The organism is Salinilacustrithrix flava (assembly GCF_041228405.1).
GTDB classification, from domain to species: domain Bacteria; phylum Actinomycetota; class Acidimicrobiia; order Acidimicrobiales; family Salinilacustritrichaceae; genus Salinilacustrithrix; species Salinilacustrithrix flava.
Genome location: NZ_CP133888.1, coordinates 3,852,242 through 3,865,505, shown reverse-complemented (window position 1 = coordinate 3,865,505; position 13,264 = coordinate 3,852,242). Strand labels below are relative to the sequence as shown.

Below are 13,264 nucleotides of genomic sequence, written 5' to 3'. Positions count from 1 at the left end.
TCATGCCGTGGCTAGCCTCGGCTCATGGAGTTCCGCCGCATCACCGGGCTGCCGCCCTACGTCTTCACGATCATCGACGGGCTGAAGCAGGAAGCACGGCGGGCAGGCAACGACGTCATCGACCTGGGCTTCGGCAACCCGGACCTCCCGTCCCCGCAGATCGCGGTGGAGAAGCTGGCCGAGGCCGCGATGAACCCGCGGAACCACCGCTACTCCCAGTCCAAGGGCATCCCCAAGCTGCGCCAGGCCGCCGCCGACCTGTACCTGCGGCGCTTCGGCGTGGCCCTGGATCCCGAGACCGAGGTCGTGGCCACCATCGGGGCCAAGGAGGGCTACTCCCACCTGTGCTGGGTGCTGCTCGGCCCCGGCGACTCCGCGCTCGTGCCCTCGCCCAGCTACCCGATCCACCTGTGGGGCCCGCTCTTCGCCGGTGCCAGCATCCGCGAGATCCCCATGGGCGGCGCCGTCGACCACGGGGAGGAGCTGCTCGATCGCATCCGGCACCAGTTCCTCTACTCGTGGCCCCGCCCGCGCGTCATCGTCGTGTCGTTCCCCCACAACCCCACGACCAAGTGCGTGGACCTGCCGTTCTTCCAGGGCCTCGTCGACTTCGCCCGGGAGCAGGAGGTCATCGTCGTCCACGACAACGCCTATGCGGACCTCGGCTTCGACGGCTGGCAGCCGCCCTCCATCCTGCAGGCCGAGGGGGCCAAGGAGTGCGCGGTCGAGCTGTACTCCATGACGAAGTCCTTCTCGATGGCCGGCTGGCGGGTGGCGTTCATGGCCGGCAACCCCGAGGTCGTCGGCGCGCTCTCCAAGCTGAAGAGCTACCTCGACTACGGCACGTTCCAGCCGATCCAGATCGCCGCGACCGTGACCCTGAACGAGGCCACCGAGTACCCCAAGGAGATCAACGCGGTCTACCAGAGCCGCCGCGATGCGCTCTGCGACGGCCTCGACCGCATCGGCTGGGAGATGCCCCGCCCCGGCGGGACGATGTTCGCGTGGGCGCCGATCCCGGAGCCCTACCGCCACATGGGCTCGGTGGAGTTCGCCAAGAAGCTGGTCACCGAGGCCAACGTGGCCACCTCGCCGGGCGTCGGGTTCGGTCCCGGCGGGGAGGGCAACATCCGCTTCGCCCTCATCGAGAACGACCAGCGCATCCAGCAGGCGATCCGCGGGATGAAGAAGGCCCTGCCCGAGCTCGGGTAGCGGTTACGCGGTGCGGCGGGTCTGACCGGCGTCCCGGCCGAGCAGGCCGTGCCAGCAGAAGTCGATGACCTCGTCGGCGACCTCGCTCGGCGGGCGGCCCCGGCCCAGCACCTGCGTGCGGGCGAGCACCGAGCTGACCCCGAGCACGGCCTGGGCGACGACGGTGGCGTTGCCGTCGGCGATGGCGCCGGAGTCCATGGCCTCCTGCACGAGGCGCCGGGTGTCCTCGAGCGCGACCCGTTCGCCCTTGCGGACGCCGGAGGCGAAGCTGGCCTCGGTGCGGGCGAACTCGATGAGCACGTAGAGCTCGCGGTGGGTGGCCCACCACTCCATGGAGGCCCGGATGGCGAGCTCCATGCGCGCCACCGGGTCGGTCTCGTCGCCCATGGCGTCGAGCTGCACCCGGCGCAGCTCCCGCTCGCCGGCGCGGAGGATCTCGAGGAAGAGGTCCTCCTTGGACTCGAAGTACCAGTAGAAGACGCCCTTGCCCACGCCGAGGCCGTCGACCAGCTCGGCCACCGAGGTCGGGTGGTAGCCGTTCGTGGCGAAGCGCTCCGTGGCGTAGGCCAGGAGCTCGCCACGTCGCTGCTCGCCTCGGGGTGTGAGTCGACGGCCCATGGACCGCACGGTACTTGACCAGACGGTCAAGTTCACCGACTGCCCGCCGGATCCCGACATCGCGCCGACGGGCCCCGCTCACGGAGACGCCCTCGGCCCGTAACCGGGCGTTCACCGCCCATCCGTACCGTTCGATCGATGGAGACCTGCATCGTGCGCGTGTGGCTGCCCGACCGTCCCGGCGCGCTGGGGGAGGTGGCGACGAGCATCGGGGACGCCGGCGGCGAGATCGTCGGCATCGACATCCTGGAGCGCAGCGCCGGTCGGGCCATCGACGAGCTGGCCGTGCAGATCGCCGACGTGCTGGCCATCCCGGCGCTGGTCGGGCGGATCCGGTCGGTCCCCGGCGTCGACATCGAGGACCTCCGGGTGCTCGACGGCCGCACCCACGATCCCCGGGCCGACGTGCTCGAGACCGCCGCCGTCATCGTCGGGGCCCGGGACCGGGCTGCGCTGCTCGAGAGCGTGGTCACCCACGGGCGGAGGGTGCTCGGCGGCGAGTGGGCCGCTGTCCTGCGCCTCGACGACGGGGAGCTCCTGGCCGGCGACGGCGACCTCCCGCTGCCGCGCTGGCTGGTCGCCTTCGTCGAGGGCTCCCGGACCTCGGCCCGGGTCTCGCGCGGGGAGACCGGACCCGACGACGTGGTGTGGGCCCCGCTTCCGGGCACGGGCACGGCGTTGGTCGTCGGGCGGACCGGCGCGCCGTTCCGAGCCCGCGAGCGGCGCCAGGTGTCGGCCCTCGCCCGCATCGTGGACACCCGCTTGATCGACCTCTCCCGACGTCTCCACCCGAGCAACCAGGAGTAGCCATCGGTCACACGTGACCGATTCCCCCGGTCCCGGTGGTCTGAGCACCCTCCGTGGCGGGGACGGAGTGCGCCATGGCCCTGACCCACCCGACCACCACGACCGAGGACTCCCGTGCCGTGGCGGTCGCCGCCGACCCCGAGGCCGCCCAGCGCGCCGCCGAAGCCAACGCCGCGGTCATCCTCGTGGCGTGCCTGTTCGCCCTCGTCGGCGGTACGCAGCTCCTGGTCGCCGTCCTCGGCCACTTCGCCTAGGAACCACGTCGAGCGCTACTCGGTGGCCCAGCCCCGAGCGCGCTCCACCGCCCGCAGCCACGTGGTGTGGGCGGCATCGACCTCGTCCCGGCTCGCCGCGGGTTCCACCTCGACGTCGAGGACCCAGTTCTCACGGACCTCGTCCGGCGACGACCAGACGCCCTCGGCCAAGCCGGCCAGGTAGGCGGCCCCCAGCGCCGTGGTGTCCTGCACCGTCGGTCGCGACACCGGCACCTGCAGCTGGTCGGCCTGCAGCTGCAGCAGCAGCGGCATCACCGACGCACCGCCGTCCACCCGCATGGCGAGGACCTCCCGCCCGCTGGCGGCGGACATCGCATCGACCACATCGCGGGTCTGGAACACCATCGACTCCACCGTCGCCCGGGCCAGGTGGGCCCGCGTCGTCCCCCGCGTGATGCCGACGATGGCGCCGCGCGCGTAGGGATCCCACCACGGCGACCCCAGCCCGGTGAACGCGGGGACGAGCACGACCCCGCCGGTGTCGGGCACCGACTCGGCCAGCGGGCCGGTCTCGGCGGCCTCCTCGATGATCTCGAGCCCGTCGCGCAGCCACTGCACCGCAGCGCCGGTGACGAAGATCGCGCCTTCGAGCGCGTAGGACGTCGAGGCGGCATCGACCGAGCCCAGGCTCCACGCCACCGTCGTGAGCAGGCCCTCCACCGGCTCGGGGCACTCCTGCCCGACGTTCATGAGCACGAAGGAGCCGGTGCCGTAGGTGTTCTTGGTCATCCCCGGCTCGAAGCAGGCCTGGCCGAACAGGGCGGCCTGCTGGTCGCCGGCGACACCGGAGATGGGGATGCCGGCGGGCACGCCGACCCCGACCGCTGTGGTGCCGAAGCGTCCCGACGAGGGTCGGACCTCGGGCAGGCACGACTGCGGCACGCCGAGGAGGTCGCACAGCTCCTCGGACCAGGTCAGGGCGCCGATGTCGAACAGCATCGTGCGCGAGGCGTTGGACGGCTCCGTGGCGTGCACCTGGCCGCCGGTGAGCTGCCAGAGCAGCCAGGTGTCGATGGTGCCGACGGCCAGGTGCTCGTCGGCCTCCACGCCGCCTCCGCCCCGGTCGCTCGGGCGCAGCAGCCACTCCAGCTTGGTGCCGGAGAAGTAGGGGTCGAGCACCAGCCCGGTGGTCTCGCGCACGAGCGGGAGGTGCCCCGCCTCGGCGAGCTCGTCGCAGCGGGCGGCGGTGCGCCGGTCCTGCCACACGATGGCGCGGTGGCGGGGCTCGCCCGTGCGACGGTCCCATGCCACGACGGTCTCGCGCTGGTCCGTGATGCCGATGGCGGCGATGGGCTCGTCGAGCTCGTGGAGCAGCTCGGTGAGGGTGGCGCGGACCGCCTCCCAGATCTCGGTGGCGTCGTGCTCGACCCAGCCGGGCCGGGGGAAGTGCTGGGTGAACTCGCGGTAGGCCATGCCGACCGGCAGACCCGACTCCGACAGCGCCATGGAGCGCACGCCGGTGGTGCCGGCATCGATCGCGACGACGACCGCCATCTCAGAGCCCTTGGGCCAGGCGCAGGATCCGGTCCTTCACCATCGTCGGTGTCAGCTGGCTCGCCGCCGCCATGACCTTGGCGTCGGTGCCGACCAGGTAGCGGGCGCGGGGCAGGGGGGTCTGCAGCGCCTTGGCGATCACCTTGGCGCAGGATGCCGGCTGGCCCATCAGCGGCTCCCACATCGACGTCAGGCCGCCGATGCGCTGGTAGGCGGACTCGTAGCGGCTGCCCTCCCGGTTGGCGAGGTCGCGCTCGAGATCGGCCCAGATGTTGGTCTTGAACCCGCCCGGCTCCACGAGGATCACGTGGATGCCGTCCTTGGCCACCTCCATGCGCAGCGCGTCGGACAGGCCTTCGAGGGCGTGCTTGGAGCCCTGGTACCAACCGGTGAGCGGGGTGGCGGTGCGACCGTAGATGGAGGAGATGTTCACGATGCGACCGCCGCCGGCCTCCCGCATGGCGGGCAGGGCGAGGCGGGCGAGGCGCATGGGGGCCAGGACCATCGTCTCGAGCACGGCCCGGGCCTCGTCGTCGGGGACGTCCTCGATGGCGCCGGTGAGGCCGTAGCCGGCGTTGTTGACCAGCCCGTGCAGGGTGCCGAGCCCGGCCACCACCCGCTCGCAGGCTGCCGCGTCGGTGACGTCGAGCAGGACCGTCTCGACCTCGACCCCGGCCGCGTCGGCCGCGGTCCGGACCACGTCGGCCTTGACCTTCGACCGCACCGACCCCGTGACCCGGAAGCCCTTCTCGGCCAGGTGCAGCACGGTGGCCAGCCCGATCCCCGAGTTCGCCCCCGTCACCAGCACGTGTCGCTCGTCAGCCATGGCGGCAGCCTGCCAGGTCGGGCCACGTCGCCGGAGGCGACACGTCAGTGCGCGAAGAACACCTGGGCGACGTCGTAGAGCTGGGGGTCGACCGTCTTCAGGCCGAGCCGCTTGGCCTCGACCAGGGGGATGCTGGTGATCCGGTCGGACTGCAGCGCGACCATCTCGCCGTAGCGGCCCTCGTGGACGAGGTCGATGGCCGCCACCCCGTAGCGGGTGGCCAGGACCCGGTCGAAGGCGTTGGGCGTGCCGCCCCGCTGGATGTGGCCGAGGATGGTCACGCGGGTCTCGTAGCCGGTGCGACGCTCGATCTCGCCGCCGATGGTCGTGCCGATGCCGCCGAGGCGCTGGTGGCCGTACATGTCCACCTCGGGTGCCGCCAGCTCGAGCGTGCCGGGTGCGGGCACGGCCCCCTCGGCCACGACCACGATGGAGGCGAACCGGCCGGATTCGTGCCGGCGCAGGATCGCCTCGCACACCGAGTCGATGTCGAAGGGCTCCTCGGGGATGAGGGTGACCGTGGCGCCGCCGGCGATGCCCGACCACACCGCGATGTGCCCGGCGTGGCGGCCCATGACCTCCACCACCATCACCCGGTCGTGGGACTCGGCCGTGGTGTGGAGGCGGTCGATGGCATCGGTGCAGATCTGGACGGCGGTCTGGAAGCCGAAGGTCATCTCCGTGCCACCCATGTCGTTGTCGATGGTCTTGGGGACCCCGACGACCGGGAAGCCGAGCTCGGCCAGGTCCCGTGCGGCACCGAGCGTGCCCTCGCCGCCGATGACGATGAGGGCGTCGACGCCCTGGTCGGCCAGGCCCTGGCGGAAGCGGTCGACGCCGTCTTCGTCCATGAACGGCTGGTACCGGCTGGTGCCGAGGATCGTGCCGCCGATGGGCAGCTTGCCGCGGAGCGCCTCGATGTCGAGGCGCATCAGGCGCTGGTCGACCACGCCCTGGTAGCCGTCGAGGAAGCCGACGATCTCGTCGCCGTGGACGCGTGTGCCCTTGCGGACCGCGGCGCGGATGACGGCGTTGAGGCCGGGGCAGTCGCCACCACCGGTGAGGATTCCGACGCGCATGCGCCGCAACCTATCGACGCTCGGACCGGTCCCCGGACGAACGCCTCAGCTCACCCGGCTGTAGTCGCCCCGCTGCACCGGGTCCGCCGTGCTCTCGAGGTCGTCCACCAGGGCCTCGCGGGGCTCGCCGTCCTGGCGGAAGATGACGCTCTGGAAGCCGGTCTGGGGGTTCGTGGCCGTCCACACGATCTGGGCCAGGGCGTTGCGGAGCTGCACGCCCTGGATGCCGCCCTCCCCGAACAGGCCGCGCACGTCGACGACGAGCCGGGTCGGATCCTCGTCCGACGGCGTGGCCGAGAGCAGCTCGGCGCTGTCGGGGATGTCCGTCGTCTTGCCGACCTCCGCGGGTCGCTCGTCGCTCGGCCGCTGGTTGAACAGGTTCGAGAGCACCCCCTGGACCCCGGTGCCCACCTCGATGGTGCGCGGGACGTCCTGCAGCCTCGTGGTCCCGTCCTGGACCTCCAGGAACCACACGACCACCGGCCGGGCGCTGACGTCGGGGGCCGTCGTCGTGGTGGTCGTGGTCTCGGGCACGATCGATGCGCTGAGCTCGACGGGTTCGTCGTTGGTCGGCACCGTGCAGGCACCGGCCAGGACGAGGCCGGCCAGGGCGAGGAGGATGCACCAACGGGTCATGCCAGGTCCCCCTCGAGGATGTCGTGGTCGATCTCCACGCGGGGGAGCTCGACGGCGAAGCGGGCGCCGGCCTCCGGCGCGTCCTCGACCCAGACCCGTCCACCGTGGAGGGCCACGTGCTCGGCGACGAGGGCGAGGCCGAGGCCGACGCCGGTGCTGGCCCCGCGCCGGTGCGCCGCACCGGCCCGGTTGAACCGCTCGAAGATCCGGTCGCGGTCCTCCTCCGGCACGCCCTCGCCACGATCGTCGACGTAGATCCAGACCCAGTCCGGGTCCGCGTCGATCCGGACGGCGACGGCGCCGTCCCCGTACTTGTCGGCGTTGGTGAGCAGGTTGGTGAGCACCCGGGCGATGCGGCGCTTGTCGAGCGCGGTGACGACGTCGTCGAAGTCCTCGTCGAGGACCATGTCCGGCGACCGCTCCACCGGGACGTGGGAGCCGTTGGCCCGCACGACCTGGCGGACGAACTCGGAGAGCAGGACCTCCTCGAGCTCGAGCAGCATGACGCCGGCATCGAAGCGGGAGATCTCGAGCAGGTCCTCCACCAGCTCCCGAAACCGGTCGAGGTCGGCGGTGAGCAGGTCCAGTGCCGAGCGGGCGCGCTCGCTCAGGTCGTCCCGGTTGTTCTCCAGCACCTCGAGCGAGGCCTGCAGGGTCATCAGGGGCGACCGCAGCTCGTGGCTGACGTCGGAGGCGAACTGGGCGTCCTTCTCGATGCGGTCCTCGAGGGTGCCGGCCATGCCGTTGAACGAGGTGATGATCGGCTCGAGGTCGGGGTCGACGAGGGCGCGGATGCGGGTGTCCAGCTCCCCGCCGGCGAGCTTGCGGGCGGCGTCGCCCACCTCGCCGAGCGGGCGCAGGATGCGGCGGCTCGAGTACCAGCCGAGGGCGGCGCCGGCGAGGACGGTGGCGATCGACGCCCCGAACAGCGTGAAGGAGATGGAGCTGAGGGTGTCGTCCAGCGACTGGAGGTTGACGATCTCGAAGTAGGCGCCGTCGAAGTCGCGGATGGGGATGCCGATGGCGAGGCTCTTGTCGCCGGTGGTCGGGTGCGGGAAGCGCATCTTGGCCGGCGTGCCCGACAGCACGGTCTCCCGCAGGGCCTCGGGGAGGGCGCTGCGGCCGTACTCGGGATCTCGCTGGCTCCAGCCGGTGCCCTCCTGGCCCTTGACCTGCTGGGACCGCTGGAACAGCACCGGGCGGGAGCCGTCCGGGGTCTGGAGCGAGCCGAGCAGCACCGGGATGTCGGCGTCGGGGTTCACGCCCGAGCGGACGATGCGGGCGTTGACCGAGATCTGCTGGGTGGCGCTGGACTCGCGGTTGCTCACCAGGTTGGACCGCGCCACGCCGAGCACCAGCAGCGACATGCCGGAGGAGAGCAGCAGGGCCCCGATCGCGAACGCCAGCGTGACGCGGGCACGGAGGCCGAGGCGCGGCATGCGCAGGCCCGAGGTCTCCTCGGCGGGCTCCTCGACTTCGATCGCGGCCCGGGGCGCCGGGCGCTGCGACGGCAGCGGGCCGGGGACGGAGACCGGGCCGATGGTGGACGGGGAGGTGCCGTCGGACGACACGAGGTCCTCGCTCAGGCCTGGAGCTTGTAGCCGAGTCCCCGGACGGTGACGACGTGGCGCGGGTTGGCCGGGTCGGCCTCGATCTTGGTGCGCAGTCGGCGGATGTGGACGTCGACCAACCGGCCGTCGCCGAAGTACCCGTAGCCCCAGACCCGCTCGAGCAGGACCTCGCGGGAGAACACCCGACCGGGGGACGAGGCCAGCTCGTTGAGCAGGCGGAACTCGGTCTTGGTGAGGTGGACCTCTTCCTCGTCCCGCTTCACGACACCCTCGTCGGGGATGATCTCGAGGTCCCCGAAGCGCAGATGGGTGTGGCCGTGGTCGGCCGCCCGGGTTCGGCGCAGCAGCGCCCGGATGCGGGCCGACAGCTCCTTGGGGGCGAAGGGCTTGGTGAGGTAGTCGTCGGCCCCGGCCTCGAGGCCGGCCACGACGTCGTGGGTGTCTGCCCGTGCGGTGACCATCACGATGGGCACGTCGCTGATGCGACGCACCGAGCGGCACACCTCGAAGCCGTCGATGCCCGGGAGCATGATGTCGATGAGCACGACGTCGGTGGGGGCGCGCTGGAACACCTCGAGCGCGGCCTCGCCCGTGTCGGCCTCCGCCACGGTCCAGCCTTCGTCCTCGAGGGCGAGCTTGACCGCCGTGCGGATCCGTTCGTCGTCCTCGACGGTGAGGATCCTCGTCGCCATATCGCCCCATCGTGCCTCATCGGGGCCCGGTGGCGCGCGCATGTACCCGAACCCGCCGGAAAAGGTTCGTTCAGCCCAGTGCGGAGCGACGCAGGACGCCGGCCTCGGTGAGCAGCTCGACGAGCTCGTCGAAGCAGTCGGGGTGCGCCGCGATCGTGCAGTCGGGGCCGAGGTCGGTGTCCGGGTGCACCTCGACGCGGGCGCCGGCCTCCCGAGCCACCACGGTGGCGGCGACCCGGTCCCACTCGGCCAGGCCGGTCTCGTAGTAGGCGTCGAGGCGCCCGCACGCGACCGAGCACAGGTCGGCGGCGGCCGCCCCCATCCGACGGATGTCGCGGATCCGGGCGATCAGCGCGGTGAGCGCCCGGGCCTGGGCCTCGCGGGTGGCCGGGTCGTAGCCGAACCCGGTGCCGACCAGGCTGGTGCGCAGCGGCGCCGGCGGCCCGATCCGGAGCGGGCGGCCGTTCCGGGTGGCGCCGTGGCCGGTGGCGGCGGCGAAGGTGTCGCCCTGGGAGGGCACGACCACCGCACCGACGGCGGGGACGCCGTCGACGGTGGCGCCGACCGAGACGTTCCAGCCCGGATGGCGGTACAGGTAGTTCGTGGTGCCGTCGAGGGGGTCCACGACCCAGACCACCCCGCTCGTGCCCGGGTGGGCCGCCCCCTCCTCGCCCACGATCCCGTCGTCGGGTCGCAGCTCGCGGAGTCGCCGCACCAGCAGCGCCTCGCTGGCCCGGTCCATCTCGGTGACCATGTCGGTGGACGTGGACTTGGTGTCGACCACCTCCCGGCGGTCGTCGACGCTCGCCCGCAGCAGCGCGGCGGCGTCGGCGGCGACGCGCTCGGCGACGTCGCGCAGCTCGGCCAGGTCCGGGGCGGGCACGCTCAGCTGATCGGCCCGCGGCGCTCGGTCTGCTCCCGGGTGTGCTCGATCACCCGCCACTCGCCCATGGCCCGCATGGCCAGCACCGCGACGATGCCCACGCCGACGGCGAAGATCACGGCGCCGACCAGGCCACCGATGCCGGCCCACACCGTGCTGTCCCCGTCGGTCTGCATGTCGACGAAGGCGTAGCCGATCAACCCGCCGCACAGGCCTGCGACCAGGATCGCCACGAAGGCCAGGATCCGGGCGCCGGTCGAGGGCAGGGCGGAGGGGGCGTACTCGGATTCGGGGACCTCGGCCACGTCGCGAGGCTAGAGCCGATCCCGACATCTCGTGGATTCGCCACCACGCGCGGCGCCGATCCACGGGATTTCCGGCGGGTGGGGGTCGTGCCTAGGTTGGCCGGTCGTGACCGAGGAGCAGGCGGGACCCGCCGGGGCGGAGCGCTGGGGCGAGCGCCGCTTCGAGCGGTCCGAGTGGGCCGCGCTGCGGGCGCACGAGTCGGTCCCCATCCACGAGGAGGACCTCGAGGAGCTCGAGGGCATCAACGAGCACCTGTCGATGCGCGAGGTCGAGGACATCTACGTGCCCCTCGCCCGCCTCGTGCACCTGCGCGCCGGCGTCACCCGGTCGCTGCACGACGCCACCGGCGCCTTCCTCGGGCGGTTCCGGCCCCACGTCCCCTTCGTGATCGGCGTCGCCGGCTCGGTCGCGGTGGGCAAGTCGACCACGTCGCGCGTGCTCCAGACGCTGCTCGCCCGGGCCCCGGAGCGCCGCCGGGTCGAGCTGGTCACCACCGACGGCTTCCTGCTGCCCAACGCCGAGCTGGAGGAGCGGGGCCTCATGCAGCGCAAGGGCTTCCCGGAGAGCTACGACACGCCCCGGCTCGTCCGCTTCCTCGCCGACCTCAAGGCCGGCCGACCCGCCCTCGAGATCCCGGTGTACAGCCACGTCGTCTACGACATCGTCGACGAGGTCCAGGTGGTCGACCAGCCCGACATCGTGATCGTGGAGGGGCTGAACGTGCTGCAGGTGCCCCCCACGACCGAGGAGCACCATCCGTCGGTCTTCGTCTCGGACTTCTTCGACTTCTCCGTCTACGTCGACGCCGACGCCGACCACATCGAGGAGTGGTACCTGCAGCGGTTCATGACGCTGGTCGAGGGCTCCCGGCACGACGACGCGGCCTTCTTCCACCGCTTCGCCGGGCTCGACGACGAGTCCGCCGAGTCCCTGGGCCGCAGCATCTGGCGCTCCGTCAACCTGCCGAACCTGCACGCCAACGTGCTGCCCACCCGGGACCGGGCCGACCTCGTGCTGCACAAGGGCGCCGACCACGAGGTCCACCGGGTCGTGCTGCGACTCCGCTGAGGGGACCCGAGCCCGGGGTGGCTGGGTAGGGACGGGACCATGTCCGACCACGCCTTCCGTCCCCTCGGTGCTGCGACGCCGGTCGTCGAGGCCACTGCCGGTGCCGCAGCCGCAGTGGTCATGGGTGCCGCCTCCGCGCTGCGCCGCAGGCGGGTGTTCCACCCCGACGGAGTCGCGTTCGCGAGCAGCGTCCAGGTCACCGGCGCCCACCACGGCGCACCGCTGCTCGACGAGGCGGGCAAGCACGACGCCGTCGTGCGGCTCTCCCGAGGCGTGGGGCTGCCCCAAGCCTTCCCCGACTTCCTCGGGCTCGCGCTGCGCATCACCGACGCCCACGGCCCGGGCCGGCACCAGGACCTCCTGCTGGTGAGCGCCGGCGACCGACCCGTGCTGCGCCACGCGCTCGTGCCGGTGCGCGGGTTCGAGCACCGCCGCTTCTCCTCGCTGCTGCCCTACGAGGTCGGGGACCGCCGGGTCGTCTTCGGCGCCCGCGTGCTCGGCGAGGGCGGCCCCGTGCCGCTCCAGCTCGCGGACCTGCGCGACCGGGCCGCGACCACGGGGCTGCGCTTCGCGCTCGAGCTGGCCGAGGCATCGGGCGAGTGGGAGCCCGTCGGGGTCGTCGATGTCGCCTCGCCGCTCACCGACGCAGATGGCGACGCGCTGCGCTTCGACCCCGCCCACACCGGCGGCGGCATCGAGCCCGTCGGCGTGGTCCAGACCGTCCGGCGCCTCGCCTACCGAGCCAGCCAGACCGGCCGGCCCACCACCTGACCCGGCTCAGCTGGCGGCCAGCGGGACCGCGCGGCCGCCCGAGAGGCGGAGCAGCTCGGCCGGAGCCACCTCGAAGACGTGACGCGGCGTGCCCGCGGCCGCCCAGACCGTGTCGTGGGCGAGCAGGGACTCGTCCACGAACGTCGGCAGCGAGGAGGCATGGGCGAACGGCGGCACGCCGCCGATGGGGTACCCGGTGGCGCCGCGGACGACGTCGGCATCGGCGCGCCCGACCGCTCCGCCGGCGGCCTCGCCCAGCAGGCGCTCGTCGAGGCGGGCGTCGCCGGCGACCAGGGCCACCACCGGCTCGCCCTCGACGGTGAACACGAGCGACTTCACGATGCGGGCGACCTCGCAGCCCACGGCGGCAGCCGCCTCGGCTGCGGTGCGGGTGCCGTCCGGGTATTCGACGACCTCGATCTCGAGGCCCTCGGCGCGGGCGGCGGCGACGACTCGGGCGGCGTTGGCGTGCACGACCGGCATCCTGCCCGACGACGCCCCCGGAGGCCCACACCCCGCTGGCAGACTGGCGGGGTGCGTGCGTGGACGGTGGCCGGAGGACTGATCGAGCACGAGGGTCGGTTGCTGCTCGTGCAGAACCAGCGCCGGGACGGCAGCACGGACTGGACCACCCCCGGCGGCGTGGTCGACCCCGGCGAGGAGATCCTCGAGGCGCTGTCGCGCGAGGTGCTGGAGGAGACCGGACTGGCCGTCACGGGCTGGGAGGGCCCGCTGTGGCAGGTCGAGGCCGAGGCGCCCGACATGGGCTGGACCCTGCGGGTCGAGGTGCACCGGGCCACCGGGTTCGAGGGGCGGATCCTGCTCGACGACCCCGACGGCATCGTGATCGACGCCGCGTGGCTCGACCTCGCCGGCTGCCACGACTGCCTGTCCACGTCCTGGCTGCCGGCCCGCGAGCCGATGCTGGCGTGGCTGGGGGAGAAGTGGCTCGAGCCCCGCACCTACCGGTACCGGCTCGAGGGCATCGACCGGGCCGATGCCAACGTGATCCGGTTGGACTGACCG

General features: G+C 72.7%; 16 protein-coding genes. 6 read left to right on the top strand and 10 right to left on the bottom strand.

Annotated features, from left to right (window positions below):
- The first annotated feature begins 24 nt into the window (after positions 1 to 24).
- Entirely contained in the window at positions 25 to 1,212 is a 1,188-nt protein-coding gene (locus tag RGQ06_RS18940) for an aminotransferase class I/II-fold pyridoxal phosphate-dependent enzyme (protein ID WP_432427942.1), read from the top strand.
- Between the two features lie 3 nt (positions 1,213 to 1,215).
- Here the strand turns inward: RGQ06_RS18940 and RGQ06_RS18935 are convergent, their stop codons facing one another.
- Positions 1,216 to 1,830 carry a TetR/AcrR family transcriptional regulator gene (locus tag RGQ06_RS18935; RefSeq protein ID WP_432427941.1) on the bottom strand — a complete coding sequence of 205 codons (615 nt, stop codon included), beginning with the start codon at positions 1,828 to 1,830 and terminating at the stop codon, positions 1,216 to 1,218.
- Between the two features lie 138 nt (positions 1,831 to 1,968).
- On the opposite strand from RGQ06_RS18935, the gene RGQ06_RS18930 reads away from it, so the two are divergent.
- Together RGQ06_RS18930 and RGQ06_RS18925 are read left to right on the top strand one after the other, a co-directional pair.
- On the top strand, positions 1,969 to 2,637 hold the full coding sequence (locus RGQ06_RS18930; protein WP_432427940.1) for an ACT domain-containing protein: 669 nt from the start codon (positions 1,969 to 1,971) through the stop codon (positions 2,635 to 2,637).
- A gap of 74 nt (positions 2,638 to 2,711) precedes the next feature.
- Positions 2,712 to 2,891 carry a hypothetical protein gene (locus tag RGQ06_RS18925; RefSeq protein ID WP_432427939.1) on the top strand — a complete coding sequence of 60 codons (180 nt, stop codon included), beginning with the start codon at positions 2,712 to 2,714 and terminating at the stop codon, positions 2,889 to 2,891.
- A 15-nt stretch (positions 2,892 to 2,906) separates the two neighbouring features.
- Here RGQ06_RS18925 and glpK read toward each other — a convergent pair whose 3' ends face one another.
- From glpK to RGQ06_RS18885, 8 genes are all read right to left on the bottom strand, one after another.
- Positions 2,907 to 4,406 carry a glycerol kinase GlpK gene (glpK, locus tag RGQ06_RS18920; RefSeq protein ID WP_432427938.1) on the bottom strand — a complete coding sequence of 500 codons (1,500 nt, stop codon included), beginning with the start codon at positions 4,404 to 4,406 and terminating at the stop codon, positions 2,907 to 2,909.
- A gap of 1 nt (position 4,407) precedes the next feature.
- Positions 4,408 to 5,232, bottom strand: a complete 825-nt coding sequence (locus RGQ06_RS18915) for an SDR family oxidoreductase (RefSeq protein ID WP_432427937.1) — start codon at positions 5,230 to 5,232, stop codon at positions 4,408 to 4,410.
- A gap of 44 nt (positions 5,233 to 5,276) precedes the next feature.
- The gene (locus tag RGQ06_RS18910) at positions 5,277 to 6,311 is read right to left on the bottom strand and encodes an ATP-dependent 6-phosphofructokinase (protein WP_432427936.1); all 1,035 of its coding nucleotides are present in this window, start codon (positions 6,309 to 6,311) and stop codon (positions 5,277 to 5,279) included.
- Between the two features lie 45 nt (positions 6,312 to 6,356).
- Positions 6,357 to 6,947 (bottom strand): GerMN domain-containing protein, encoded by a 591-nt coding sequence (locus RGQ06_RS18905; RefSeq protein WP_432427935.1) that lies wholly within the window; start codon positions 6,945 to 6,947, stop codon positions 6,357 to 6,359.
- Positions 6,944 to 8,518: a sensor histidine kinase gene (locus tag RGQ06_RS18900; protein ID WP_432427934.1), complete on the bottom strand. Its 1,575-nt coding sequence runs from the start codon at positions 8,516 to 8,518 to the stop codon at positions 6,944 to 6,946. Before RGQ06_RS18900 ends, RGQ06_RS18905 begins: the two co-directional genes overlap by 4 nt.
- Positions 8,519 to 8,529: 11 nt before the next feature.
- On the bottom strand, positions 8,530 to 9,210 hold the full coding sequence (locus RGQ06_RS18895; protein WP_432427933.1) for a response regulator: 681 nt from the start codon (positions 9,208 to 9,210) through the stop codon (positions 8,530 to 8,532).
- A 70-nt stretch (positions 9,211 to 9,280) separates the two neighbouring features.
- A complete protein-coding gene (locus RGQ06_RS18890) occupies positions 9,281 to 10,093 on the bottom strand; it encodes an inositol monophosphatase family protein (protein WP_432427932.1) in 813 nt (270 codons plus the stop codon).
- A gap of 2 nt (positions 10,094 to 10,095) precedes the next feature.
- Positions 10,096 to 10,398: a hypothetical protein gene (locus RGQ06_RS18885; protein WP_432427931.1), complete on the bottom strand. Its 303-nt coding sequence runs from the start codon at positions 10,396 to 10,398 to the stop codon at positions 10,096 to 10,098.
- 106 nt (positions 10,399 to 10,504) lie between these two features.
- Between RGQ06_RS18885 and coaA the strand changes: the two genes are divergently transcribed.
- Positions 10,505 to 11,467, top strand: a complete 963-nt coding sequence (gene coaA / locus RGQ06_RS18880; protein ID WP_432427930.1) for a type I pantothenate kinase — start codon at positions 10,505 to 10,507, stop codon at positions 11,465 to 11,467.
- 39 nt (positions 11,468 to 11,506) lie between these two features.
- Positions 11,507 to 12,238 (top strand): hypothetical protein, encoded by a 732-nt coding sequence (locus RGQ06_RS18875; protein WP_432427929.1) that lies wholly within the window; start codon positions 11,507 to 11,509, stop codon positions 12,236 to 12,238.
- Positions 12,239 to 12,244: 6 nt separating this feature from the next.
- Here the strand turns inward: RGQ06_RS18875 and RGQ06_RS18870 are convergent, their stop codons facing one another.
- A complete protein-coding gene (locus RGQ06_RS18870) occupies positions 12,245 to 12,721 on the bottom strand; it encodes a YbaK/EbsC family protein (RefSeq protein WP_432427928.1) in 477 nt (158 codons plus the stop codon).
- A gap of 51 nt (positions 12,722 to 12,772) precedes the next feature.
- On the opposite strand from RGQ06_RS18870, the gene RGQ06_RS18865 reads away from it, so the two are divergent.
- Positions 12,773 to 13,261 (top strand): NUDIX hydrolase, encoded by a 489-nt coding sequence (locus RGQ06_RS18865; RefSeq protein WP_432427927.1) that lies wholly within the window; start codon positions 12,773 to 12,775, stop codon positions 13,259 to 13,261.
- Positions 13,262 to 13,264: the final 3 nt, after the last annotated feature.

What these genes read in the sequence shown, in the direction of transcription:
- RGQ06_RS18940 (WP_432427942.1), top strand. Translation starts at nt 25, where the DNA reads ATGGAGTTCCGCCGCATCACCGGGCTGCCGCCCTACGTCTTCACGATC.
- RGQ06_RS18935 (WP_432427941.1), bottom strand. Translation starts at nt 1,830, where the DNA reads ATGGGCCGTCGACTCACACCCCGAGGCGAGCAGCGACGTGGCGAGCTC.
- RGQ06_RS18930 (WP_432427940.1), top strand. Translation starts at nt 1,969, where the DNA reads ATGGAGACCTGCATCGTGCGCGTGTGGCTGCCCGACCGTCCCGGCGCG.
- RGQ06_RS18925 (WP_432427939.1), top strand. Translation starts at nt 2,712, where the DNA reads ATGGCCCTGACCCACCCGACCACCACGACCGAGGACTCCCGTGCCGTG.
- glpK (WP_432427938.1), bottom strand. Translation starts at nt 4,406, where the DNA reads ATGGCGGTCGTCGTCGCGATCGATGCCGGCACCACCGGCGTGCGCTCC.
- RGQ06_RS18915 (WP_432427937.1), bottom strand. Translation starts at nt 5,232, where the DNA reads ATGGCTGACGAGCGACACGTGCTGGTGACGGGGGCGAACTCGGGGATC.
- RGQ06_RS18910 (WP_432427936.1), bottom strand. Translation starts at nt 6,311, where the DNA reads ATGCGCGTCGGAATCCTCACCGGTGGTGGCGACTGCCCCGGCCTCAAC.
- RGQ06_RS18905 (WP_432427935.1), bottom strand. Translation starts at nt 6,947, where the DNA reads ATGACCCGTTGGTGCATCCTCCTCGCCCTGGCCGGCCTCGTCCTGGCC.
- RGQ06_RS18895 (WP_432427933.1), bottom strand. Translation starts at nt 9,210, where the DNA reads ATGGCGACGAGGATCCTCACCGTCGAGGACGACGAACGGATCCGCACG.
- RGQ06_RS18875 (WP_432427929.1), top strand. Translation starts at nt 11,507, where the DNA reads ATGTCCGACCACGCCTTCCGTCCCCTCGGTGCTGCGACGCCGGTCGTC.
- RGQ06_RS18870 (WP_432427928.1), bottom strand. Translation starts at nt 12,721, where the DNA reads ATGCCGGTCGTGCACGCCAACGCCGCCCGAGTCGTCGCCGCCGCCCGC.